This is a genomic window from Ideonella sp. (assembly GCF_041914305.1).
Classification (GTDB): Bacteria; Pseudomonadota; Gammaproteobacteria; order Burkholderiales; family Burkholderiaceae_C; genus Ideonella.
In genome coordinates, this window is the sequence record NZ_JAYSDQ010000001.1 from 596,297 (window position 1) to 617,657 (window position 21,361).

Genomic DNA, 21,361 nt, shown 5'->3' on the forward strand with positions numbered 1-21,361 from the left:
AAGACTGTTTACTGGTTCTATAGTGGTTTCACCTGAAGCATTTGGTTGCACGTGCGCGCAGACTGCGCTGGCCGCTGGCCGTTGGGGCGTGGCGGCGAAGTGAAGTCATCTCTCAAGGAGAAGCCCGTCATGTCCACATCAGAAGGCGCCAGCCAACGGCGCCAACGTCTCGACTGGTTGACCGCGCTGTCTGCGGCGGTGGCCGCCACCGGCATGTTGAGTGTGCCGAGCGCCCATGCCGTGAAGTCGGCGGTGGCCCCGGTCTCGAACGCCGCCGCGCCGGTGTGCCAGCCCTGGTCGTCCAGCACTGTCTACCTCAAGGACGACACGGCCACCCAGGGTGGCCAGAGCTACAAGGCCAACTGGTGGACGCAGGGCGACGACCCGGCCACGCACAACGGCGGCCCCGGCAGCGGCCAGCCGTGGACCAAGATCGCCAGCTGCACCGGCACGCCGCCGCCGCCACCCCCGCCGCCGCCCGCACCGGCCCCGTGCGACCCGTGGACGGGCACCTACACCTACCCCAAGGCGGCGCTGGTGACCGAGAACGCCGTGGGCTACGAGGCCCAGGCCCAGACGCTGAACCAGCAGCCGTCCACCCACAACGGCCTGCCCGGCAGCGGCCAGCCGTGGAGCAAGACCACCAAGTGCGACGCGCCGCCGCCACCGCCCCCGGGCGCGCTGGTGTTTGGCTCGTACAAGGACATCACCGTCAACCTGAACTGGAACACCAACGAGCTGTCGACCAAGGTCACCGGCTCGCTGCAGCCGGTGCTCAGCGTGATGCCGGCCAAGCAGAAGTCGGCGACCTGGGCCTTCGCCACCGGCGAGTGCGGCTCAGAGAACTGGGCCGGCGTCACGCCGGCGGCGCTGGTTGCGGCCAATGTGTCCAAGTGGGTTGCCGCGGGCAAGAAGTACATCATCTCGACCGGCGGGGCGGCGGGCTCGTTCAGCTGCGGCTCGGACGCGGGCTTCGAGAAGTTCATCTCGACCTACAACTCGACCATGCTGCAAGGCATCGACTTCGACATCGAGGCTGGCCAGAGCCAGGCGGTGATCGACGGGTTGGTGGCGCGCGTCAAGGCGGCCCAGTCCAAGCACCCGAACCTGCGCTTCAGCTTCACGCTGGCCACGCTGGGCGGCAGCTCGCCGCAAAGCCTGGGCGATGCGGGCGTGCGCACGATGAACTCGATCAAGGCGCAAGGCCTGACCGGCTACATCATCAACCTGATGACGATGGACTACGGCAGCACCACGCCCACCAATTGCGTGGTGGAAAACGGCAAGTGCAACATGGGCAAGTCGGCGGTGCAGGCGGCCGTCAACCTGCACAACTACTGGGGCGTGCCGTACAGCCAGATCGAGATCACGCCGATGATCGGCGGCAACGACACGCAAGACGAGACCTTCACGCTGGCCGATGTCGACACCGTGTCGAGCTTCGTGCTGACGAACAAGCTCTCGGGCGTGCACTTCTGGTCGCTCGATCGTGACAACGACTGCGCACCGGGCTGGGCCTCGCCAACCTGCAACAGCTACGGCCAGGCCGGTACCTGGGGCTTCACGAACCGCTTCATCACCAAGCTGGGGCAATGAGGCCGGCGCTGCTCGCTGCGGCCATGCAGTGAGCAGCGCAAGACTTGTGGCGCGCGCCGCTGGACTCGGCTTCAGCGGCGCGTTTTCTTGGGGGCCTGGGTGTCGAGGCGGCCGCCCCACTGGTCTGCAAACGCCGCGCAAGTGCGCGAAGTGGAATGGCATTGGTATCTTCGGCGTTGGCCGTGTCGCCGGGCCCGAGCCAAAGGGTCGTTTTGTTCAAACTTTCCCTGTGTCAAAGCGAATCCAGGCGCTCGATGGGAGCGCGCATTCACGCTTGATTACAAGCGCGGTCTTTGTTTACTGGTCTCATAGTGGTTTCACCTGAAGCAGACCACTGCGCGGCGGGTGAGACTGCGGTGGCGTGGCCGAGAAAGCGCTCTCGTGTTGCGTCACCCCATTTCGAATTCTGAGGAGAAGCCTGTCATGACAACCCCAGCAAACGCCGGCATCCGGCGCCACCGGCTCGATTGGTTGGCGGTGCTGTCGGCCGCCGTCGCGGCGACCGCCGCATTGGCCCCGGCTACCGCGCCGGCCAAGTCCATTCGCGTGTCTGCCCAGGTGGCCCCGGTTTGCCAGCCCTGGGACGTCAACACCGTCTACGTGCAGGGCGACACGGCCACCCAGGGCGGCAAGTCGTACCAGGCCAACTGGTGGACGCAAGGCGAAGACCCGGCCACGCACAGCGGCCCGGTTGGCAGCGGCCAGCCGTGGACGCAGATCGAGAGCTGCGGTGGCACCCCGCCGCCACCGCCGCCGCCGGCGCCGTGTGACCCCTGGCGCGCCGACTACACCTACCCGAAGGGCGCGCTGGTCACCGAAAACAGCAAGGGCTACAAGGCGATGGCCAAGTCGCTGAACCAGGAGCCGGCGTTGAACAACGGCCCCAAGGGCAGCGGCGAGCCGTGGACCAAATCGAAGAAGTGCGGCGGCACACCGCCACCGCCCCCGGGCGGCCTGGTGTTCGGCAGCTACAAGGACATCACGATCAACATGAACTGGAACACCAACGAGCTGTCGACCAAGGTCACCGGCCCGCTGACGCCGGTGCTGAGCGTGATGCCGGCCAAGCAGAAGTCCACCACCTGGGCTTTCGCGACCGGCGAGTGCGGCTCGGAGAACTGGGCCGGCGTCACGCCGGCGGCGCTGGTCGCGGCCAACGTGTCGAAGTGGGTGGCTGCCGGCAAGCAATACATCATCTCGACCGGCGGTGCCGCGGGTTCGTTCAGCTGCGGCTCGGACGCGGGCTTCGAGAAGTTCATCTCGACCTACAACTCGACCATGCTGCAAGGCATCGACTTCGACATCGAGGCTGGCCAGAGCCAGGCGGTGATCGACGGGTTGGTGGCGCGCGTCAAGGCGGCCCAGTCCAAGCACCCGAACCTGCGCTTCAGCTTCACGCTGGCCACGCTGGGCGGCAGCTCGCCGCAAAGCCTGGGCGATGCGGGCGTGCGCACGATGAACTCGATCAAGGCGCAAGGCCTGACCGGCTACATCATCAACCTGATGACGATGGACTACGGCAGCACCACGCCGACCAACTGCGTGGTGGTCAGCGGCAAGTGCGACATGGGCAAGTCGGCCAACCAGGCCGCGATCAACCTGCACGAGCACTGGGGTGTGCCGTACGGCCAGATCGAGATCACGCCGATGATTGGCGGCAACGACACGCAAGACGAGACCTTCACGCTGGAAGACGTGGACGAGGTGTCGAACTTCGTGCTGACGAACAAGCTGTCGGGCGTGCACTTCTGGTCGCTGGACCGCGACAACGACTGCCCGCCGGGCTTCGCCTCGCCGACCTGCAACAGCTACGGCCAGGCCGGCACCTGGGGCTTCACGAACCGCTTCATCACCAAATTGGGGCAGTGATCGAGGCGTCGTTGGGATGAGCTGAACCCACGCCCGGCCGCATGAGCCGGGCGCCTTCAGCGCCGCGCGATGCGGCACACTGGCGGCTTCCACTTCGGAAGCCGCCTTTTATGCAATTGAAGCCCCTGGGCCGCAGCGACCTGCTGGTCAGCCCGATCTGCCTCGGCACGATGACCTTCGGTGAGCAGGTCAACGAGCCGCAGTCCCACGCCATCCTCGACCGCGCGCTCGAGCGCGGCGTGAACTTCATCGACACGGCCGAGATGTACTCGGTGCCGCCGCGGGCCGAGACCTATGGCGCGACCGAGACCATCCTCGGCCGCTGGTTCGCGGCACGCCCGGGCGTGCGGCAGAAGGTGGTGCTGGCCACCAAGGTGGCAGGGCCTTCGCGGGGCATGCCGTGGGTGCGCGGGGGCGCGGCGAACCTGTCGCCGGCCGACATCCACGCGGCCTGCGATGCCAGCCTGAAGCGGCTGCAGACCGACCACATCGACCTCTACCAGATCCACTGGCCCAACCGCAACGCGCCCAGCTTCGGCTCGATCTATTTCGAGCCGCAGCGCGACGCCGAGTACACCTCGATCCACGATCAGCTCGAGGCCTTCGCGGCCCTCATCAAGGCTGGCAAGGTGCGCCACATCGGCCTGTCGAACGAGACCCCTTACGGCGTGGCCGAGTTCGTGCGCATCGCCGAGGCGCATGGCCTGCCGCGCGCGTTGACGGTGCAGAACCCGTACTGCCTGATCAACCGCCAGGTCGACAACGGGCTCGACGAGGCGATGCACCGCCTGGGTGTCGCGCTGATCCCGTACTCGCCGCTGGGCTTTGGCCTGCTGACCGGCAAGTACGACGAGCGTGGCATCGACGACCCCGCCAGCACCGGCCGCATGGCGCTGTTCGAACGCATGAAGCAGCAGCGCTGGGGCCGGCCGGCTGCGCTGGCCGCCGCGCGCCGCTACAACGCGCTGGCCCGCGAGCACGGGCTGGCGCCCACGCGGATGGCGCTGGCCTGGTGCTACACCAACTGGCGAGTGGCCTCCACGATCATCGGCGTGACCACGCGCGAGCAACTCGACGAGAACCTGGACGCCTGGGGCACCACGCTGTCGCCCGAGTTGCTGGCCGCGATCGACGCGGTTCGCTGGGAGATCCGTGACCCCGCCCAATGACGGCAGAACGATGGCAAAGAAGGACAAACACGTCAGCGAAACCCCCGCCACGCAGTGGCTCAAGGCCCAGGGGGTGGCGTTCACCGAGCACGTCTACGACTACGTGGACCATGGCGGCACGGCCGAGTCGTCGCGCCAACTGGGCCGGCCCGAGCACGAGGTGATCAAGACCCTGGTGATGCAGGACGACAAGGCCGAGCCGCTGATCGTGCTGATGCACGGCGACCGCCAGGTCAGCACCAAGAACCTGGCGCGTGCGATCGGCGCCAAGAGCGTCGAGCCTTGCAAGCCCGAGGTGGCGCAGCGCCACAGCGGCTTTCTCGTCGGCGGCACCTCGCCGTTTGGCACCCGCAAGGCGATGCCGGTCTACGTCGAAGAGAGCGTGCTGGCGCTGCCCGGCATCCTGATCAACGGTGGGCGGCGCGGTTACCTCGTCGGCATCGCTCCGGACGTGCTGACCCGCGTGCTGGGGGCAAGGCCGGTGAGTTGCGCGCTGGCGGCTTGAGCGCTGACGCGGCGCGCCGGCCCGGCCCAGGGCCGAGGGCTTCCTATCATGGGGGCATGAAATTCTGGGCTGTGTGGGTGGGGTTGGGCTGTGCCGCCGTGGCGGCGCCTGGGGCGGCCGAGGTGTTGCGCCTGGCCACCGGTGAGTTGCCGCCGTATGCGACCGAGGCCCGTGCCGACCAGGGGGTGGCGCTGCGTATCGTGCGCGAGGCGCTGCGCACGCAGGGCCACGAGGTGGTCTACACCTTCATGCCCTGGGGCCGCGCGCTGGAGGAAACCCGCGCCGGCAAGTGGGACGGCACGGCCTACTGGGGCCACAAGCCCGAGCACGAGAAGAGCTTTCTGCTCAGCGACAACGTGCTGACCGAGCAGTGGGTGGTGCTGTACCGCGCGCCGCTGCAGGTCGACTGGACGCAACCCGAAGACCTGGCCGCGCTGACCTTTGGTGCGATCAAGACCTACACCTACACGCCCGAGTTTCACGCCCTGTTCGCCAGCGGCCGGCTGAAGGTCGACTGGTCGCCCGACGACATCTCGATCCTGCACAAGCTGGCCGCCGGCCGGGTCGACGCCACCTTGCTGGACCGCAACGTCGCCTGCTACCTGATCGACCGCCACCTGACCGGCGCCGAAGCGCGCATGATCCGCGCCCACCCCCGGCTGATGACCAGCAACTTCACCACCCACCTGATGCTGCCCAAGGCGCTGCCCCAAAGCCCCGCCCGGCTCGAGGCGATGAACAAGGGCCTGGCAGCGCTGCGAGCGTCGGGCGAATACCGCCGCCTGCTGGAGTTCACCGAATGCAAGGTCGGGCTGGCGATGCCCGTCATGCCGAAGTAGAGGCCCCCCGGGGCGCGCGCAGCGCCGCCCCCACCAAGTGGCGTGCGCGGATCCGGCTTGGCCGGTCCGCTGCGCGAGCCCCCTCGGGGGGCAGCCCCCGAGAGGGGGCGTGGGGGTCAAAGGCCCCCGGCGAGGGTCGTCGCGCCGCCGGCCATCACGGCGTCGATCTGGCGCAGCACCTCGTCGAATGCGAGCGGTTTGGTCACATAGGCCCGCGCACCCGCGGCGATGGCGGCGTTCACTGTTTCGTCCATCGCGTCGGCCGACACCATCACCACCGGCAGCCGGCGCAGCTTGGGGTCGGCGGCCATCGTGTTCAGCAGGTCGAGCCCGCGGCCGTCGGGCAGTTGCATGTCGAGCAGCAGCAGGTCGGGCGGGCGGGCACGCAGCGCGGCCAGGCCTTCGGCCAGCGTGCTGCAGACTTCGAGCGTCAGGTCGGGGCGGCGGCCGACCAGCGCGGCCATCACCAGCGCGTTGACCGCGTCGTCTTCCACGTAGAGCAGGCGCCGCTGCCGGCCCTCGGCCGGTTGCGAGTCCGAGAAGTCGGCCGTGTGCGGCACCGCTTCGGTCGGCGCCTGCGACACCGGCAGCGTCACCGTGAATTCGCTGCCCACGCCGGGCCGGCTGCGCACGCTCATGTGGCCTTGCATCAGCGACACCAGCGTGCGGGTGACGACCAGGCCGATGCCGGCGCCCGGCTTGCCCGAGGATTCGCGGCCGAGCCGGTTGAACGACTGGTACAGCCCGTCGAGCTGGGTGCTGGTCATGCCCAGGCCGGTGTCGCGCACGACGATCTGCACCGTGTCCGGCGTGGTGCCGGGCTGGGCCCGCAGGCTCACCTTGCCGCCCGGCCGGTTGTACTTGACGGCGTTGCTGAGCAGGTTGACCAGCACTTGCTCGACCCGCACCGGGTCGGCATGGACCCAGCGCGCGTTGTCGGCGATGTCCAGCGTGCAGCGCACCTGCTCGCGCTCGGCGTCGGCGGCAACGAAGGCCATCGCGTCGCGGGCCAGCGGGCCTAAGTCGACCGGCCCGAGCGACAGCCGCAGGCGGCCGGACTCGATGCGCGACAGGTCGAGCACGTCGCTGATCATGCCGGTCAGGTGCCAGCCCGCGCGTTCGATCAGGGCCACGCCCTCGCGCCGATTCGGGTCGTTCTGCACCTCGGGGTCCTGCGCCAGCGACTGCGCGAAGCCGACGATCGCGTTCAGTGGCGTGCGCAGCTCGTGGCTCATGCGCGACAGGAATTCGGTCTTGGCCAGGCTCGCCGCCTCGGCGGCGGCGCGGGCCTGCTCGGCGGCGCGGGTGCGCATCGTGTCCGAGATGTCGGAGACGACGACGATCCACACCACCTCGCGCGCGCCGCTGACCGGTGTGATCTGGGCCTGGGCCTCGAAAGCCGGTGCGCCGGCCGGCTGGATCGTCAGCCGGTCGGTGCGTGATTCGCGCCGCCGCAGCCGGGGCGTCAGCCATTCGGCCAGGTCGATCTCACCGTTGGCCGTCTCTACCGCGGCCAGGCCGGCCAGCGAGCCGCGGCGGGCCATCGCGTCCAGCGGCTGGCCCAGCAGCCGCGCGGCGGCTTCGTTGGCATAACGCACGCTCATTGCGCCATCGAGCGCGAGCAGGCCGTCGCGCAGCGAGCCGAGGATCGCCGAACGCTCGTGCAGGCCCTCGCGCAGCTGCTGCTCGGCGGCTTCACGCAGGCTGGTCTCGCTGGCCCGTGCGTCGAGAAAGCGGTTCAGCGCCTGGCTCAGCACCACGATCTCGTCGCCCGAGCCGTCGGCCCCGGCCTGCACCGGCAGCCGCGCCTTGGGGTCGTCGCTTTTCAGGTCGCGCAGGTCGTGCACCAGCGCCAGCAGCCGCTTGGTGACCAGGCGGTGCATCACCCACAGCAGGCCGAGGGCGATCGCCACCACCTTCAGCAGCTCCCACGGCAGGCGCTGCATGGCGCGGTGCTCGATCTGCGCGTCGATCTCGGCAAACGATTCGCTGATGCGCAGCGTGCCGATCGGCACCGCGCGGGCGGCCACCTTCAGCGGCATGTCGTGCGGCGCACCGGCCTTGGATGGCAGGAAGCCGGGGCGCGACACGTCGACCAGCGCCTTGCCGTCGTCGGCCAGCACCTGCACCCGCACGATCGCACCGTCTCGCACCAGGTTGCGGGCCAGCAGGTCCAGCGTCGCGAGGTCGTAGTTCCACAGGGCCAGCGCGATCGGCGGTGAGCTCAGGCCCAGCGCCGCATCGGCACGCACATGGGCCGAGCGGGTCAGCTCGCCGCGCTCACGCCACAACTCGATGCCGCCGGCCAGCAAGAACACCAGCACGGCGAATGCCGCCACCGAGACCAGCATGCGTGTGACCAGCGACGAGTTGATGCGCAGCAAGCCTTCAGTCCCTCGGGTTTTTTGGCCGTTGAGCCGGAGCCCCGGCTTATTTGACCAGCATACCCAAGCCCCGGGTTGCCGCCAATCCGTGTTGCTGGCGGGGGCTGCGGCGGCGAGGGCGGGCCGCGACGCCCGCTTACACTGCGGCCCCGGCCTTTGGCCGACACGGTGAATCGGGATGCTCTACCTGTACTCGCTGGCTGCGGTGGCCGCGGCCTATCTGATTGGCTCGCTGTCGTTCGCCGTCATCGTCAGCCGGGTCATGGGCCTGTCGGACCCGCGCTCCTACGGCTCGGGCAACCCGGGCGCGACCAATGTGCTGCGCTCGGGCAACAAGCTGGCGGCGCTGTTGACACTGGCCTTCGATGCGCTCAAGGGCTACGTGCCGGTGCTCGTGGCCTTGTTGTTGCAGCCGCGTTTCGGCTGGGGCGAGCTGACCGTCGGCCTGGTGGGCCTGGCGGCGTTCCTCGGTCATTTGTGGCCGGTGTTCTTTCGCTTCCAGGGCGGCAAGGGCGTGGCCACGGCGGCCGGCGTGCTGATGGCCTTGAACCCCGTGCTCGGTGCGGCCACGCTGGCCACCTGGTTGATCGTCGCCTTCTTCACGCGGTATTCGTCGCTGGCGGCGATCGTCGCGGCGGCGTTTGCGCCGTTCTTCCAGCTGCTGAACTGGGGCGCCTCGCCGATGGTGCTGCCGATCAGCGTGATGAGTCTGCTGCTGGTGTGGCGCCACGAGGCCAACATCCGCAAGTTGTTGGCCGGCACCGAATCGAAGCTGGGCCAGAAAGCGGCCGCGCCACCGCCACCCGCGCCGCCGGCACGCCATTCCCATCACACCAAACACCACCGAAAGCATTGACCATGTCGATCACACGCTTTGACGCCGGCCCCCGCATGGCCGAGATGACGGTTCACAACGGCGTGGCCTACCTGGCCGGCCAGATCGCCGAAGACGGCACGCAAGACATCACCGGCCAGACGCGCCAGGTGCTGGCCGCGATCGATTCGCTGCTGGCCCGTGCCGGCAGCGACAAGACCAAGGTCCTGCGGGCTCAGATCTTCCTGGCCGACCTGGCCGACTTCCCGGCGATGAACGCGGTGTGGGAAAGCTGGGTGGTGCCCGGCCAGACCCCGGCGCGCGCCACCGTGCAGGCCGCGCTGGCCAAGCCGGAGTGGAAGATCGAGATCGTCATCACCGCCGCCGTCTGACGGGCACGTCGCGGCGGGCCACCGCCGTGCACGCGCAAACGCGTATCGATCGCCGCGCGAAATCGTTCGCTGCAGTGCAGCAACCGCACCACGCCGGGGCTTTCGGCCCTGGCGAATGGTGACGCCAACGACAAGAACGGCGACGGCGTCCGCGGCATTCCGAACTGGGTCACCAACCCCGAGACGGACGAGACGCACCTCGACCGTTTCGGCTGGAAGGCCGGCAAGGCGACGTTGCGCCAGCAGGTGGGTGAAGCGCTGGTGCGCGACATGGTCGTGACCTCGCCGGTCTACCCGAGCCGCAGCTGCCAGAAAGACGACAAGGGCCGCCACAAGCCGACCGACAGCACGGCGATCAGCGAAGCCGAGCTGCAGCGCATGGCGCACTACCTCTCGCTGATCGGCGTGCCGGCGCAGCGCAGCCTGCGCAGCGGCTTTCCGGCCGACGCGCGGATTTCGCCCGAACACAACGTCGACCCGGTCAAGATCGGGCGCGGCAGCAAGCTGTTTGCCCAGGCGCAGTGCGTGGCCTGCCACACGCCGAAGATGAAGACCGGCGGCAACCACCCGTTCGCCGAGCTGCGCAACCAGACGATCCACCCGTACAGCAACCTGCTGCTGCACGACATGGGCCCCGGCCTGGCCGACGGCGATGTCGAAAGACGACCGAGCCGCGGTGCTGGCCTTCTTAGGCTCGCTGTGATGGCTTGATCGATGGGCGCGGGCACGGGCCGCGCCACGTTCCCCAGGGCCTGGTTGCGACCAGGCCTTGCTTCTGTCCAGGGCCTGGTTGCGACCAGGCCTTGCTTCTGTCCAGGGCCTGGCTGCGACCAGGCCCTGTTTCTTTTCAGGCCTCGCCGAGGGGCGCCAGGCCCAGGGCGGCCGGGTCGCCCCGGCCCTGGCGCACCAGCACCGGTTCGTCGCCGCTCAGGTCGATCACCGTGGTCGGCTGCATCGGGCAGGCCCCTGCATCGACCACCGCCTGCAGCTGCTTCTGGAAGCGCTCGCGGATCTCCTGCGGATCGTTCATCGCCTCGTGTTCGCCGGGCGGGATCAGGGTCGTTGCCAGCAGCGGCTGGCCCAGCTCGGCCAGCAGCAGCTGCAGCACCTTGTGCTCCGGCACCCGCAGGCCGATGGTGCGGCGCGACGGGTGCGAGACGCGGCGCGGCACTTCCTTCGTCGCCTCCAGGATGAACGTGAACGGCCCCGGCGTCGCGTGCTTGAGCAGCCGGTACTGCCGGTTGTCGACGCGGGCATAGGTGGCCAGCTCGGACAGGTCGCGGCACAGCAGCGTCAGGTGGTGTTTGTCGTCGACCTGGCGGATGCGGCGCAGGCGCTCGGCCGCGGTCTTGTCGTCCAGGTGGCAGACCAGCGCGTAGCTGGAGTCGGTGGGCACCGCCGCCACGCCGCCGGCGTGCAGAATCTGGGCTGCCTGCTTCAACAGGCGCGGCTGCGGGTTGTCGGGGTGAACCTCGAAGAGCTGAGACATGAGGCGATTGTCGCCGCGCCAACGCCGCCAGGGCCGCAGGTACGCGCGGCGCGGCCAGGGTGCTGGCGGAGCGTCGATCCAGGGCAACGTGATCGCGGGTGGGCTGAACATGGCAATCGACTTCAAGCAAAAACGCGTCGTCGTGACCGGCGGCAGCCGCGGCATCGGCCGCGCCATCGCGCTGGCTTTCGCGACGGCCGGGGCCGACGTCTCGATCTGTGCCCGCGGTGCCGAGACGCTGGAGCGCACGCGGGCCGAGTTGGCCGCCTTGGGTGGCAAGGCGCATGCCGGCGTCTGCGACCTGGCCCAGGCCGATGCCGTGGCCAGCTATGTGCAGGATGCGGCCGAGGCCCTGGGCGGTATCGACGTCCTCGTCAACAACGCTTCGGGCTTCGGTCTGGCTGACGACGAGGCGGGCTGGGGCGCCGGCCTGGCGGTCGACGTGATGGCCACGGTGCGGGCCTCGCACGCGGCGGTCTTCTGGCTGGCCCAGTCGCCGGGCAGCGCGATCGTCCACATTTCGTCGATCTCGGGGCTGCGGCCGTCGATGCTGGCGCCGGCCTATGCCGCGGTGAAGGCGGCGGTGATCCACTACACCACCAGCCAGGCGGCGCGGCTGGCGCCGCAGGGCATCCGGGTCAACTGCATCGCGCCGGGCTCGATCGAGTTTCCCGGCGGCACCTGGGAGCGTCGGCGGCAGACCAACGACCCGCTGTACGAGCGCATCAAGGAGCGCATCCCGTTCGGCCGCCTGGGCACGCCCGAGGAGATCGCCGACGTGGCGCTGTTCCTGGCCTCGCCGATGGCCCGCTGGGTCACCGGCCAGACGATCGCGGTCGATGGCGGGCAGTTGCTGAGTTTTTGATACGACTGTGGGTCAACAGCCGGGCCCTGTGGGCCGTTGAACAGGTTTCCCGACCCCCCATCGAGGAGCACCCCATGAACCGATCACCCCTGCTGCGCCGCCTGGCGCGCTGCACCGGCGGCCTGCTGGCCGCTGGCCTGATGCTCACGCTGGGCGCCTGCTCGGCGCTGCAACCCAGCGAACCCGAGCAGTTCTCGAGCAACCCGCCGCTGGCGGCAGGCTGGCAAGAGCACACCAGCCCGCTGTACAACCTCGGCCCCGGCCCGACCGCTGGCACCACCGTCTGGATGGTGTCGGCGTTGTTGCCGCGTGGCAACTACCAGGTCATCAGCCGCCAGGGCGACCGCGCCCGCATCCTCGACGGCCATCGCTTCGAAGTCGATGGCAGCGTCAACAAGGAGATCCGGCTGATCCTGCCGTTTGCATCGGGCAGCCTGGAGGCGGTGGACGAGCGTTACGTCGTGGCCCAGGCCCAGACCACCAAGCCCAAGACCCCGTGACGGATTGACGCCCGGGGGTGCACCGCCGGCCCGCGCTATGCTGGCCGCATGGCACTTGAAACCCTCGAAGGGCAGACCGGCAAAGAACCGCCGCAAGCCTGCATCATCGTGTTGCACGGCCTGGGTGCCGACGGCAACGACTTCGTCCCCATCGCCCAAGAGCTGGACCTGCGCCCCGTCGGCGCGGTCCGCTTCGTGTTTCCGCATGCACCGGTCCGCCCGGTCACGATCAACGGCGGCTACCGCATGCGGGCCTGGTACGACATCCTCTGCACCGACCTGGCGCGCAAGGAAGACGAGCCCGGCCTGCGCGCGTCGCTGGTCGAGGTGCAGGCCCTGATCGACCGCGAGGTCGAGCGCGGCATCGCACCCGAGCGCATCGTGCTGATGGGGTTCTCGCAGGGCTGCGCGATGACGCTGCTGGCGGGCCTGCGGGCGCCGCAGCGCCTGGCCGGGCTGGTCGGGCTGTCAGGCTACCTGCCGCTGGCGGCCAGCACCGCGGCCGAACGCAGCATGGCCAACCAGCACACGCCGATCTTTCTGGCCCATGGCCGCCAAGACCCGATCGTGCCGATGGCCGGCGGCGTGGCATCGCGCGATGCACTGCAGGCGCTCGGCCACGAGGTCGAGTGGCACGACTACCCGATGGAGCACTCGGTCTGCCCCGAAGAGATCGTGGACCTGAACCGCTGGCTGCTGAAGGTGCTGAAGCCGATCTGAGCGCTCACTTCGCGCCGCTGGCCGGCGCAGAGGAGGGCGCTGCCGCGGGCGTGGCCGGGATCAGCATCACGTCGGCCTTGCCGCCGACGCAGCCGGTGGTCTGGCCCTTGGTGCAGTTCGGCATGTCCTCGCGCGGGCGCAGGTGCCAACCTGGCCGGTAGATCAGCAGCATCCACAGCCCGACGACGGTGGCTGCGGTCACGGCGATGATGATCAGCCGCTGGCGGCGCGAGGTGGGGCGATAACGGTCGGTCATGGGCGGTGATTGTCAGTCGGCGATGGTGTCGACGACGACCGGGTCGGCCGGCTTGCCGGTCGAGCGCACGTTCAGCCAGGCGCCCGCCGCGCCGCAGGCCGCGATCACGCCCATGCCGACGAAGGCCCAGCCGTCGGGCACTTGGTGGAAGATCAGCCAGCCGGCGATCGTGGCGACCGCGATCTGCAGGTAGACGAAAGGCATCAGCGTGGCGGTGGGCGCCAGGCCGAGCGCGAGGATCAGGAACAGGTGGCCGACGGTGCCCAGCGCGCCGATCGCCAGCATCAGCCCGATCTGCCAAGCCGGCGCCGCCTGCAGCGTGGCGAGCACCGGGATCGGGCTGGCGAGCAGGACCGGTGTCAGGATCAGCGTGCCGGTCAGCCCGGTGTAGAAGTGCGTCGCGTACGGGCTCTCGCTGCCCGACAGGCGCCGCGTCAGCACCTGGAAGCTGGCGTAGAAGAACGCACCCGCCAGCGGGAACAGCACCGCCCAGCCGAACACGCCCGAGCCGGGGCGGATGACGATCAGCGCGCCGACGAAGCCGCCGGCCACCAGTGCCCAGCGCAGCCGGCTGACCTTTTCATGCAGCCACCAGCCGGCCAGCACGATCACCAGCAGCGGGGTCAGCATGTTGATCGCGGTGAACTCCGGCACCGGCATCTGCTGCACGCCGTAGAAACTCATCGCGCTGGTGGCCGCCAGCAAGGCCCCGCGGACGAACTGGAAGCGCGGGTGTGCCGTGGCGAACGCTGCTCGGCCGCCACGCAGTGCCAGCCAGACCGCCATCACCGTGGCCTGGAAGCAGTAGCGGGCCCAGAAGAACAGCAGCACCGGCACGAAGCCGCCGAGGTAGCGGCTGGTGCTGTCCATCGTCGCGAAGCAGGTCGCGGCCAGCGCGATCAGCGTCACGCCCAGCAGCGGGCGCTGGTGGGCCAACGGGCCCGCTGCCGGCAGCTTCACGACACGGCCGCGTCTGCGGCCAGGGCACCGGGTTGGCCGGCGCGGGGCGCTTGCCGGCCCGCCAGCGTGTCGGCCCAGACCGACCACAGCGGCTCGACCTTGCCCGGCAGGTCGGGCAGGCTGCCGAGCGGCACCCGGCTTTCGTCGGGGGCGTGGAAGTCGCTGCCGCGTGAGGCGAGTAGGTCGAACTCCAGCGCCATGTCGGCGTACTTGGCCACTTCGTCCGGGAAGTGGCTGCCGCAGGTCACCTCGACACCGCGGCCCCCATGGGCCTGGAATTCGCCGAACAACGCGAACTCGACCGTCGGCGAGAAGCGGTAGCGCGCCGGGTGGGCGATGGCCGTGACGCCGCCGGCGCCGTGCACCCAGCGCAGCGCGTCGCCCAGGCCGGCCCAGCGGTGCGGCACGAAGCCGGGCTTGCCTTCTTTCAGGAAGCGGGTGAACACCTCGTGCACGCTGCTGCAGTGCCCGTGCTCGACCAGGAAACGCGCGAAGTGGGTGCGTGAAACAAGCTCGGGGTTGGGCGCCAGCGCCAGCGCGCCTTCATACGCGCCGGGGATGCCGGCCTTGGCCAGGCTCTCGCCCATTTCCTGCGCGCGGGTGATGCGGCCAGCCCGCAGGCCCGCCAGGCCGGCCACCAGCGCGGGGTGGTCGGGGTCGAAGCCGAAACCGAGGATGTGGACCGTCTCGCCAGCGAAGCTGACCGAGATCTCGACCCCGCTGACATAGGCGATGCCGAGCGCTTCGGCGGCCTCGCGCGCTTCGCGCTGGCCGGCCAGTTCGTCGTGGTCGGTCAGCGACCACAGCTGCACGCCGCCTTCGTGGGCCCGCTGCGCGAGCGCGGTGGGGCTGAGGCTGCCGTCCGACGCGGTCGAATGGCAGTGGAGGTCGGCGTTCAGCAAATGCACGCCGCTATTGTAAAAAATGGCGACCGACCCGTGCTGGCCGGGGGGTAAGCGGCGGGCTCAGTGGTGCTGCAGCGCGTGCTCGATGCGCCGGTCGGGCACCAGCCACAGCAGCGCGACCAGCACATAGGCGGCCTCGGCCACCCAGGGCACGAACTGCGTCGAGACGATGCCGACGATGTAGAACAGCGGCGACAGCTTGCCTTTCCAGTCGCTGCCCAGCGCCTGCTTCAGCACCGATGCCGGCCCTTCCGACGCGATGATGGCCTGCTGCAGCAGCCAGTAGGCGATCGCCGCCATCAGCAGCACCACGCCATACAGGGCCGAGGGCCAGGCGGCGAAGTGGTTCTCGCCCATCCAGCCGGTGGCGAACGGGAACAGCGAGAGCCAGAACAGCAGGTGCAGGTTGGCCCACAACACGCGGGCCGAGACGCGGGTCGTCGCGTGCAGCAGGTGGTGGTGGTTGTTCCAGTAGATGCCGACGTAGACGAAGCTCAGCACATAGCTCAGGAACACCGGCAGCAGCGGTGCCAGCGCCGCCAGCGAATCGCCGTGCGGCACCTTCATCTCCAGCACCATGATGGTGATGATGATGGCGATCACGCCGTCGCTGAATGCCTCTAACCTGCCTTTGCCCATGCCGTGCCCTCCGTGGCCGGCATTTGAACCGAAGTGCTGGTGTCGTGCAGCGAGCGGGTCAGCCGCCGCGTGAGGCGTAGATGCGGCCGCCCGCCGTCTCCTGGAACTGCTGCACCAGGTCCATCCGCCGCGGCCCGGTCCAGTCGGGGTGCGACAGGTCGATCACGTGGCACGCCACCGGCGCATCGAGCAGTGCCAGCAGCTCGGCCCACTCGTGGCGCGGGCCGGGCTGGTCGAGCGAGGTCGAGCGCTCGATCACCAGCAGGTGCAGCACCCAGCCGCGGGCGCGGGTATCGGTCTTGGCCAGCAGCCAGGCGCGGCCGATCGCCGGCTCGCGCTTGAGCCGCTCAAGCAGCGGCCGCAGCGTGCGCCCGCCCATCTTGGCCGGGCCCAGCAACTGCGGGCCGGAGAAGTCGGTCAGCACGTCCATCGCCTTGTCGGCGTCGCGCTCCAGCTCGGCGATGCGCAGGCGCACCGCGCGCAAGGCCTCGATGCCCTCGCGCTGGATCAGCGCCCGCTCCAGCCGGCGCGCGGCGGGCAGGGCCCAGCTCAGGTCGTGGCTGTCGACCGCACCGCCCTTGGTGCCGTCCGCGTCTTCGTCGGACAACTCGCGCAGCAGGCCCAGCGCCTCGTTGGCGTCCGGCGGCAGGTCGGGCAGCAGGTGGCGCGACGGCAGCAGGCCGCGCGCATCGAGCAGCGTGCAGGCCAGCAGGTAGCGGGCGCCGGGGCTCTTGGGGTAGCGGGTGACGGCTTCGCGGGCAACCGGCACGGCGCTGGCCGGGCCCTGGACCAGGCTGGCGGTGCGGATCCACAGCAGGTGATCGTCGAGCGACAGCGGCCGGGTGGTGTGGCTCTCGACCAGTTCGGTCAGCAGCTTCTCGCGCTCGCGGTGGGCGCGGTGCACATCGGCCCATTCGGCGGCGGTCTCGCGCTGCCAGTGGGCGTCCAGCAGGTCGATCCAGCTGTCGAGCTGGCGGCCGAGCAGCGCGTCTGCCGCGCTGCGGCCTTCGCTGGCCCGCTTGGACAGGCGCGCCGCGTCGCCGGTCAAGGCCAGCCGGTCGCGCAGGGCGGCGCGCAGGTCACCCTTGGGCGGCAGCGCCTGCAGCGAATCGTGCAGCCAGCCGGTGGCCTGCGGGTGGCGCAGGCTGGCGCCGATCAGCGCCCGCAGCTCGCGCAGCGGCAGCACATTGGGCAGGTGCGATTCGCGTGCGCTGGCCCAGCGTTGCGGCCAGAACACCTCGTCCAGGAAGTGCTGCTGCACGGCAGGGCCCATCAGCGCGGTGGCCAGCGCCGGTGCGCCACATTGCGACAAGACCAGGCGGTCGGCGATCGCGGCTTCTTCGCGGCCCAGCACCACGGCGCGCGCATTGAAGCGCGGCAGGAAACGGTTCATGAACGGGGCCAGCACCGCGTCTTGCCACCATGGCAGCAGGCGCGACGGTGTCCACGCGGCGGCCAGCGTGGCCCAGATGCGGCGCTGCCGCTCGACCCACGCGGCGGGCTCGCGCATCGCCTCGCGCCAGTCCGATTCGCGCCGCAGCGGCACCAGGGCGTGGGTGATCAGCGCGGCCAGCGGCTCGGTGCCCAACGCCATCATCAGCGGCAGGCCGATCACCAGCACATGGCGCGGCAGGCCCAGCAGGCCCAGGCGCGGCTGCATCACCAGCTTGACCTCGAGCGAGGCGTCGAAGCGCAGTTCGTCGATCGGTGCCGCGTGCAGCGTGGCGCGGGTCTGCTCGACCAGGGCGTGCACGTCCTTGGCCTGCTGCGGGCCGATCACCACGCCGGGTGGCTCGGGCGCGCGCAGCCGCAGCGCACGCACCAGCGGCCAGGCGGCGGCCACGATCACCAGGCCGACGATCAGCCACACCGAGCCCCACGAGCCGCGCAGCCAACCCACCAGCGACAGCAGCAGGCCGATCGACAGCACCAGCGCCAACGCCGCCAGGGCGCCGAGCGCCATGGCGGCATCACGCCCGGTGCGCCGGGCGAATTCGCGCGGACGGTCGCGCCAGGAGTTGGTATGCCGACCCACCTGGCGGCGAAACCATGCGTCATCCATCATCGTGGAAGCGTTTTTCACTGCAGAACTTCTGATGGCTGATTGTCCGCCCTGCGCGGGCAGCGGTGCGTGACGTCGTGCGCGATGTCAAGGACCGCGATCGCGCGATGTGAAACGTGATGTGACGCCCGGGCGGGACAAGCGCCCGTGGCCGGGTCGCGGCGGCGGGCCTCGATCAGCGTTCGATGCGCAGCAACTGCCCGCTGTCGGTCAGCAGGTAGATCCAGCCATCGGGCCCCTGGCGCACACAGCGCACGCGAGCATGGAGCATGCCGGAAAGTGGCTCGTCGCGCGATACCTCGCTGTTGCCATTCAGCACCACTCGCCACAGGGTCTGGCCGGCCAGGGCGCCGATGAAGGCGTTGCCCTGCCATTCGGGGAAGCCGGCCCCGGTGTAGAACAGCAGCGAACTGGGCGCTGTCGACGTCGGCACCCAGTACGACACTGGCTCGACATAGTTGGGCGCGTGCGTGCCGCCGCCGATGCGGCAACCGTCGCCGACCGGCGCGCCGTACTCGCATCCGTAGCTGACCAGCGGCCAGCCGTGGTTGCCGCCGCGTTGCACGTGGTTCAGCTCGTCGCCGCCTTGCGGGCCATGCTCGGTGTTCCACAGCTCGCCGGTGGCGGGGTGAATGGCCACCGCCTGCGGGTTGCGGTGGCCGTAGCTCCAGATCTCGGGCCGGGCGCCCACGCCGAGCGCCGGGTTGTCCGGCGGGACGCTGCCATCGGCGCGCAGGCGCACGATCTTGCCCAGCGAGGTGGACAGGTCCTGCGCCGGGCTGCCCTTCTGCCGCTCGCCGAGCGAGACGAACAGCGTGCCGTCGCCCGCAAAGGCGATGCGCGAGCCGAAGTGGCCGCTGCCCGTGGTCTTGGGCACCTGGCGGTAGATGACCTCGACGCCCTGCACTGCGTTGCCGACCAGCCGGCCGCGGGCCACCGCGGTACCGGCCAGCCCGGCCTCGGCGCCGGTGCCGGGCTCGGCATACGTCAGGTAGACCCAGGGCGTGGTCGCGAAATCGGGCCCCAGCACCACGTCGAGCAAGCCGCCTTGGCCCGCGGAGACGACGGCGGGCACGCCGCTGATGTCGGCCTCGATCGTGCGGCCATCGGCCGACAAACGGCGGAGGTGGCCGGACTTCTCGGTCACCAGCATGCGGCCGTCGGGCAGGAACGCCAGGCTCCACGGGCTGCTCAGGCTGGTGTTCAGCGTGGTCAGCCGCGTGCCGCCCGGCGGTGGGGGCGGCGGGGGCGAGGGTGACATGCCGCTGCTGCCACCACCGCAGCCGGCACCGATCGTCGACCAGGCCGCGAGCACCGTGGCCCAGCGCACGGCGCGGTGGAGCCACTCGCGGCGCGGCGGTTCTTCGGGCAAGGGCAGGGCAGGCGGTGGTGCGGACATGACGGTCGATGTTGGCACCGGGGGGCGGGCTTGCCAAGTTCGCTGAGTGCGCCAAGTGGTCGCGCGGTCGCGCCGGCCCGTCGTCCTACAGCGAATTCCTACAGCGATTGCGCCTGCGATCCGATGGCGAACGCGGGCCGTGCTGGAGAGCATGCGAGTACCCCCAGCTCCCAGGAGGGACCTCATGAACCTGCAACCTGTTTCCCGACTCGCCCTGTTGCCCGCCGTCGTCACGCTGCTGCTGCTGTCTGGCCTGCCGGCGCAGGCGGCCACTGCGTCGACCACCACCCCGGTGGCCAGCCAGGCGGCGCGAGCCCAATACGCCCGCGACACCGCGCGTTGCCGCACCTTGCCGGCCCAGTCGACGGCGCGCGCCAACTGCCTGAGCGAGGCCAGCACCGCGTTCGCCCAGACCCAGCCCGACAAGCCGGAAGAAGCGCCGGCGCTGCTGGTGCAAAACGCGATGCGCCGCTGCGACCCGTTGCCACCGTCCGACAAGCAGGCCTGCCTGGCGCGCATGAGCGGCGCGGGCACGGTCAGCGGCAGCGTGGCCGCCGGCGGGATCTTGCGTGAACTCGTGACGCGCGAGGTCGTCATCGACCCGGCGGCGCTGCCGCCCACCGCGGCCGGCCCGGCCGCCTCGGGCGTGGCCGCGCCACCGATATCGATGCCCGTGACGCCGGCGCCCGCGCCGCAGCCTGCGCCGCCACCTGTGGCGCCCACCCCCGCGCCGGCGCCGCAGCCGGTGGCCCCGGTGCCCCCGGCACCGCCGGTCGAGCAAGTGCCGCCGGCGGGCTACCCGCCGCCGCCGATGCGCCCGACGCCCTGACCGCGCGTCGTCGGCCACCCTCATGGCGCGCCGCCACCTGCATCGGGTGGCGGCGCGTTGTGGCGTGCGCTGCTACTGCTTGAAGAAGGGCGTGATCGTGTCGATCCAGTCGCGCTTGGGCACCCACTCGTTGCCACGCTGGTACATCACGCCGTACTCGTTGGGGTTCACCGCGCCGCGGTACTCCCAATAGGCGAAGCCGATGCGGTTGGCGACCAGGTTCGACAACACGGCCTTCACGCCATGGCGGTCGGGGTCTTCGCCCGATCGCACGCCGACCTGCTGCACGAACACCGGCACCTGGTGCTCGGCGCGCAGCTCGAGCAAGCGCTTGGAGCGCTCGCGCAGCTCGTTCAGGCTCGCCTCGTCGGCGCCGTGCTGCTTGGCGTGCAGGAACAGGTTGCCGGTGTAGACCACGTCTTTCCAGGCCGGGTCGTAGACCTGGCGGATCGCCGGCGCCTTGTAGGCCCGCCCGCCGATCAGCAGCGGCACCCCCGGCGCCACCTCGCGGATGGCGCCCATCACCTCGGCATAGAAGGCCTTGATCTGGTCGTCGGGCACACCGGCCGGGTTGGGCTCGGGCAGCGGCTCGAACAGGCCGATGTAGGGCGTGTCCTTGTAGCGGTTGGCGATGAAGCGCCAGACGGCGATGAACTTCTGCCGCGCGGCCCTGTCGGTCCAGAAGTTGTGGCCGCCCTTGGCGTATTCGCCGCGCGGGTCGCAGTACTGCCGCTCCTTCTCGTTCTGGGTGCCGCTCTGGCCGCAGTCCGAGTCGATGAACAGCACGATCCACAGCTTGGCGGCCGAGGCCCAGTGCACCATGTCGTCCAGGTGCTTCAGGTGGGCCGGGTCGATGCCGGCGGTGGTGGTGGCGTTGTCGTCGCGGCTGTCGATATTCTTGCCGTCGTACTGGCCCCACCAGCGCAGGGGGATGCGCACTGTGTTGGCCCCCTGGGCCGCGTTGTCGGCGGCGTCAGAGGCCTGGGTCTTGCCCCAGTGGCCCCAGTTCCAGCCGCGCAGCAGGATCGGCTGGCCGTTCGGGTCGACGATCTCCTGGCCGCGCACCGACAGATGCGCCGCTGCCGCCAGGGCCGATGCAGGCATCGCCATCGTCAGCGACAGGCCGAGTGCCAAGGTAGTCAAGGGTCGGGTGAGCATGAGGTTCCTCC

General features: G+C 70.0%; 21 protein-coding genes. 12 read left to right on the plus strand and 9 right to left on the minus strand.

The window, feature by feature from the left end; all coding sequences use genetic code 11:
• The first annotated feature begins 129 nt into the window (after positions 1-129).
• From ACE3SG_RS02430 to ACE3SG_RS02450, 5 genes are all read left to right on the plus strand, one after another.
• Entirely contained in the window at positions 130-1,596 is a 1,467-nt protein-coding gene (locus tag ACE3SG_RS02430; RefSeq protein ID WP_374562349.1) for a glycosyl hydrolase, read from the plus strand.
• A gap of 423 nt (positions 1,597-2,019) precedes the next feature.
• The gene (locus ACE3SG_RS02435; protein WP_374562350.1) at positions 2,020-3,465 is read left to right on the plus strand and encodes a carbohydrate-binding protein; all 1,446 of its coding nucleotides are present in this window, start codon (positions 2,020-2,022) and stop codon (positions 3,463-3,465) included.
• A gap of 110 nt (positions 3,466-3,575) precedes the next feature.
• Positions 3,576-4,634 carry an aldo/keto reductase gene (locus ACE3SG_RS02440; protein ID WP_374562351.1) on the plus strand — a complete coding sequence of 353 codons (1,059 nt, stop codon included), beginning with the start codon at positions 3,576-3,578 and terminating at the stop codon, positions 4,632-4,634.
• Between the two features lie 10 nt (positions 4,635-4,644).
• Positions 4,645-5,139, plus strand: a complete 495-nt coding sequence (locus ACE3SG_RS02445) for an aminoacyl-tRNA deacylase (RefSeq protein WP_374562352.1) — start codon at positions 4,645-4,647, stop codon at positions 5,137-5,139.
• 56 nt (positions 5,140-5,195) lie between these two features.
• Positions 5,196-5,978 (plus strand): substrate-binding periplasmic protein, encoded by a 783-nt coding sequence (locus ACE3SG_RS02450; RefSeq protein ID WP_374562353.1) that lies wholly within the window; start codon positions 5,196-5,198, stop codon positions 5,976-5,978.
• Positions 5,979-6,094: 116 nt separating this feature from the next.
• Here the strand turns inward: ACE3SG_RS02450 and ACE3SG_RS02455 are convergent, their stop codons facing one another.
• Positions 6,095-8,362: an ATP-binding protein gene (locus tag ACE3SG_RS02455; protein WP_374562355.1), complete on the minus strand. Its 2,268-nt coding sequence runs from the start codon at positions 8,360-8,362 to the stop codon at positions 6,095-6,097.
• Between the two features lie 178 nt (positions 8,363-8,540).
• Here ACE3SG_RS02455 and plsY point away from each other — a divergent pair, with 178 nt between their 5' ends.
• The 3 genes from plsY (at position 8,541) to ACE3SG_RS02470 (ending at position 10,279) form a co-directional block, all read left to right on the plus strand.
• A complete protein-coding gene (plsY, locus tag ACE3SG_RS02460; protein ID WP_374562357.1) occupies positions 8,541-9,218 on the plus strand; it encodes a glycerol-3-phosphate 1-O-acyltransferase PlsY in 678 nt (225 codons plus the stop codon).
• Positions 9,219-9,220: 2 nt separating this feature from the next.
• Positions 9,221-9,568 carry a RidA family protein gene (locus ACE3SG_RS02465; RefSeq protein ID WP_374562358.1) on the plus strand — a complete coding sequence of 116 codons (348 nt, stop codon included), beginning with the start codon at positions 9,221-9,223 and terminating at the stop codon, positions 9,566-9,568.
• Positions 9,569-9,676: 108 nt separating this feature from the next.
• On the plus strand, positions 9,677-10,279 hold the full coding sequence (locus ACE3SG_RS02470) for a di-heme oxidoredictase family protein (RefSeq protein WP_374562449.1): 603 nt from the start codon (positions 9,677-9,679) through the stop codon (positions 10,277-10,279).
• Positions 10,280-10,415: 136 nt separating this feature from the next.
• Here the strand turns inward: ACE3SG_RS02470 and ACE3SG_RS02475 are convergent, their stop codons facing one another.
• A complete protein-coding gene (locus tag ACE3SG_RS02475) occupies positions 10,416-11,057 on the minus strand; it encodes an L-threonylcarbamoyladenylate synthase (protein WP_374562359.1) in 642 nt (213 codons plus the stop codon).
• Here ACE3SG_RS02475 and ACE3SG_RS02480 point away from each other — a divergent pair.
• From ACE3SG_RS02480 to ACE3SG_RS02490, 3 genes are all read left to right on the plus strand, one after another.
• Complete coding sequence (locus ACE3SG_RS02480) at positions 11,056-11,922, plus strand: SDR family NAD(P)-dependent oxidoreductase (protein ID WP_374562361.1); 867 nt, start codon at positions 11,056-11,058, stop codon at positions 11,920-11,922. The genes ACE3SG_RS02475 and ACE3SG_RS02480 overlap by 2 nt on opposite strands.
• A 74-nt stretch (positions 11,923-11,996) precedes the next feature.
• Positions 11,997-12,422: a hypothetical protein gene (locus tag ACE3SG_RS02485; RefSeq protein WP_374562362.1), complete on the plus strand. Its 426-nt coding sequence runs from the start codon at positions 11,997-11,999 to the stop codon at positions 12,420-12,422.
• Positions 12,423-12,470: 48 nt separating this feature from the next.
• Complete coding sequence (locus ACE3SG_RS02490; protein WP_374562363.1) at positions 12,471-13,142, plus strand: alpha/beta hydrolase; 672 nt, start codon at positions 12,471-12,473, stop codon at positions 13,140-13,142.
• Between the two features lie 4 nt (positions 13,143-13,146).
• On the opposite strand, the gene ACE3SG_RS02495 is transcribed toward ACE3SG_RS02490, so the two are convergent.
• The 6 genes from ACE3SG_RS02495 to ACE3SG_RS02520 form a co-directional block, all read right to left on the minus strand.
• Positions 13,147-13,398 (minus strand): hypothetical protein, encoded by a 252-nt coding sequence (locus ACE3SG_RS02495; protein ID WP_374562364.1) that lies wholly within the window; start codon positions 13,396-13,398, stop codon positions 13,147-13,149.
• A gap of 12 nt (positions 13,399-13,410) precedes the next feature.
• Positions 13,411-14,358 (minus strand): DMT family transporter, encoded by a 948-nt coding sequence (locus tag ACE3SG_RS02500; RefSeq protein ID WP_374562365.1) that lies wholly within the window; start codon positions 14,356-14,358, stop codon positions 13,411-13,413.
• Complete coding sequence (locus tag ACE3SG_RS02505; protein ID WP_374562366.1) at positions 14,355-15,266, minus strand: PHP domain-containing protein; 912 nt, start codon at positions 15,264-15,266, stop codon at positions 14,355-14,357. Before ACE3SG_RS02505 ends, ACE3SG_RS02500 begins: the two co-directional genes overlap by 4 nt.
• Positions 15,267-15,323: 57 nt before the next feature.
• Positions 15,324-15,902, minus strand: coding sequence for a TMEM175 family protein (locus ACE3SG_RS02510; protein WP_374562367.1), 579 nt, complete (start codon positions 15,900-15,902; stop codon positions 15,324-15,326).
• A 58-nt stretch (positions 15,903-15,960) separates the two neighbouring features.
• Entirely contained in the window at positions 15,961-17,985 is a 2,025-nt protein-coding gene (locus ACE3SG_RS02515; RefSeq protein WP_374562368.1) for a hypothetical protein, read from the minus strand.
• 154 nt (positions 17,986-18,139) lie between these two features.
• The gene (locus ACE3SG_RS02520) at positions 18,140-19,363 is read right to left on the minus strand and encodes a PQQ-dependent sugar dehydrogenase (protein ID WP_374562369.1); all 1,224 of its coding nucleotides are present in this window, start codon (positions 19,361-19,363) and stop codon (positions 18,140-18,142) included.
• Positions 19,364-19,547: 184 nt separating this feature from the next.
• On the opposite strand from ACE3SG_RS02520, the gene ACE3SG_RS02525 reads away from it, so the two are divergent.
• Positions 19,548-20,192, plus strand: a complete 645-nt coding sequence (locus ACE3SG_RS02525) for a hypothetical protein (protein WP_374562370.1) — start codon at positions 19,548-19,550, stop codon at positions 20,190-20,192.
• Between the two features lie 72 nt (positions 20,193-20,264).
• On the opposite strand, the gene ACE3SG_RS02530 is transcribed toward ACE3SG_RS02525, so the two are convergent.
• Positions 20,265-21,350 carry a glycoside hydrolase family 5 protein gene (locus ACE3SG_RS02530; protein WP_374562371.1) on the minus strand — a complete coding sequence of 362 codons (1,086 nt, stop codon included), beginning with the start codon at positions 21,348-21,350 and terminating at the stop codon, positions 20,265-20,267.
• Positions 21,351-21,361 lie beyond the last annotated feature (11 nt).

Bases quoted from the DNA above. Each gene is read 5' to 3' on its own strand.
- ACE3SG_RS02490 (WP_374562363.1), top strand. From the start codon at position 12,471: ATGGCACTTGAAACCCTCGAAGGGCAGACCGGCAAAGAACCGCCGCAA.
- plsY (WP_374562357.1), top strand. From the start codon at position 8,541: ATGCTCTACCTGTACTCGCTGGCTGCGGTGGCCGCGGCCTATCTGATT.
- ACE3SG_RS02450 (WP_374562353.1), top strand. From the start codon at position 5,196: ATGAAATTCTGGGCTGTGTGGGTGGGGTTGGGCTGTGCCGCCGTGGCG.
- ACE3SG_RS02440 (WP_374562351.1), top strand. From the start codon at position 3,576: ATGCAATTGAAGCCCCTGGGCCGCAGCGACCTGCTGGTCAGCCCGATC.
- ACE3SG_RS02495 (WP_374562364.1), bottom strand. From the start codon at position 13,398: ATGACCGACCGTTATCGCCCCACCTCGCGCCGCCAGCGGCTGATCATC.
- ACE3SG_RS02480 (WP_374562361.1), top strand. From the start codon at position 11,056: ATGAGGCGATTGTCGCCGCGCCAACGCCGCCAGGGCCGCAGGTACGCG.
- ACE3SG_RS02525 (WP_374562370.1), top strand. From the start codon at position 19,548: ATGAACCTGCAACCTGTTTCCCGACTCGCCCTGTTGCCCGCCGTCGTC.
- ACE3SG_RS02520 (WP_374562369.1), bottom strand. From the start codon at position 19,363: ATGTCCGCACCACCGCCTGCCCTGCCCTTGCCCGAAGAACCGCCGCGC.
- ACE3SG_RS02465 (WP_374562358.1), top strand. From the start codon at position 9,221: ATGTCGATCACACGCTTTGACGCCGGCCCCCGCATGGCCGAGATGACG.
- ACE3SG_RS02475 (WP_374562359.1), bottom strand. From the start codon at position 11,057: ATGTCTCAGCTCTTCGAGGTTCACCCCGACAACCCGCAGCCGCGCCTG.
- ACE3SG_RS02445 (WP_374562352.1), top strand. From the start codon at position 4,645: ATGGCAAAGAAGGACAAACACGTCAGCGAAACCCCCGCCACGCAGTGG.
- ACE3SG_RS02510 (WP_374562367.1), bottom strand. From the start codon at position 15,902: ATGGGCAAAGGCAGGTTAGAGGCATTCAGCGACGGCGTGATCGCCATC.
- ACE3SG_RS02485 (WP_374562362.1), top strand. From the start codon at position 11,997: ATGAACCGATCACCCCTGCTGCGCCGCCTGGCGCGCTGCACCGGCGGC.
- ACE3SG_RS02435 (WP_374562350.1), top strand. From the start codon at position 2,020: ATGACAACCCCAGCAAACGCCGGCATCCGGCGCCACCGGCTCGATTGG.
- ACE3SG_RS02430 (WP_374562349.1), top strand. From the start codon at position 130: ATGTCCACATCAGAAGGCGCCAGCCAACGGCGCCAACGTCTCGACTGG.
- ACE3SG_RS02530 (WP_374562371.1), bottom strand. From the start codon at position 21,350: ATGCTCACCCGACCCTTGACTACCTTGGCACTCGGCCTGTCGCTGACG.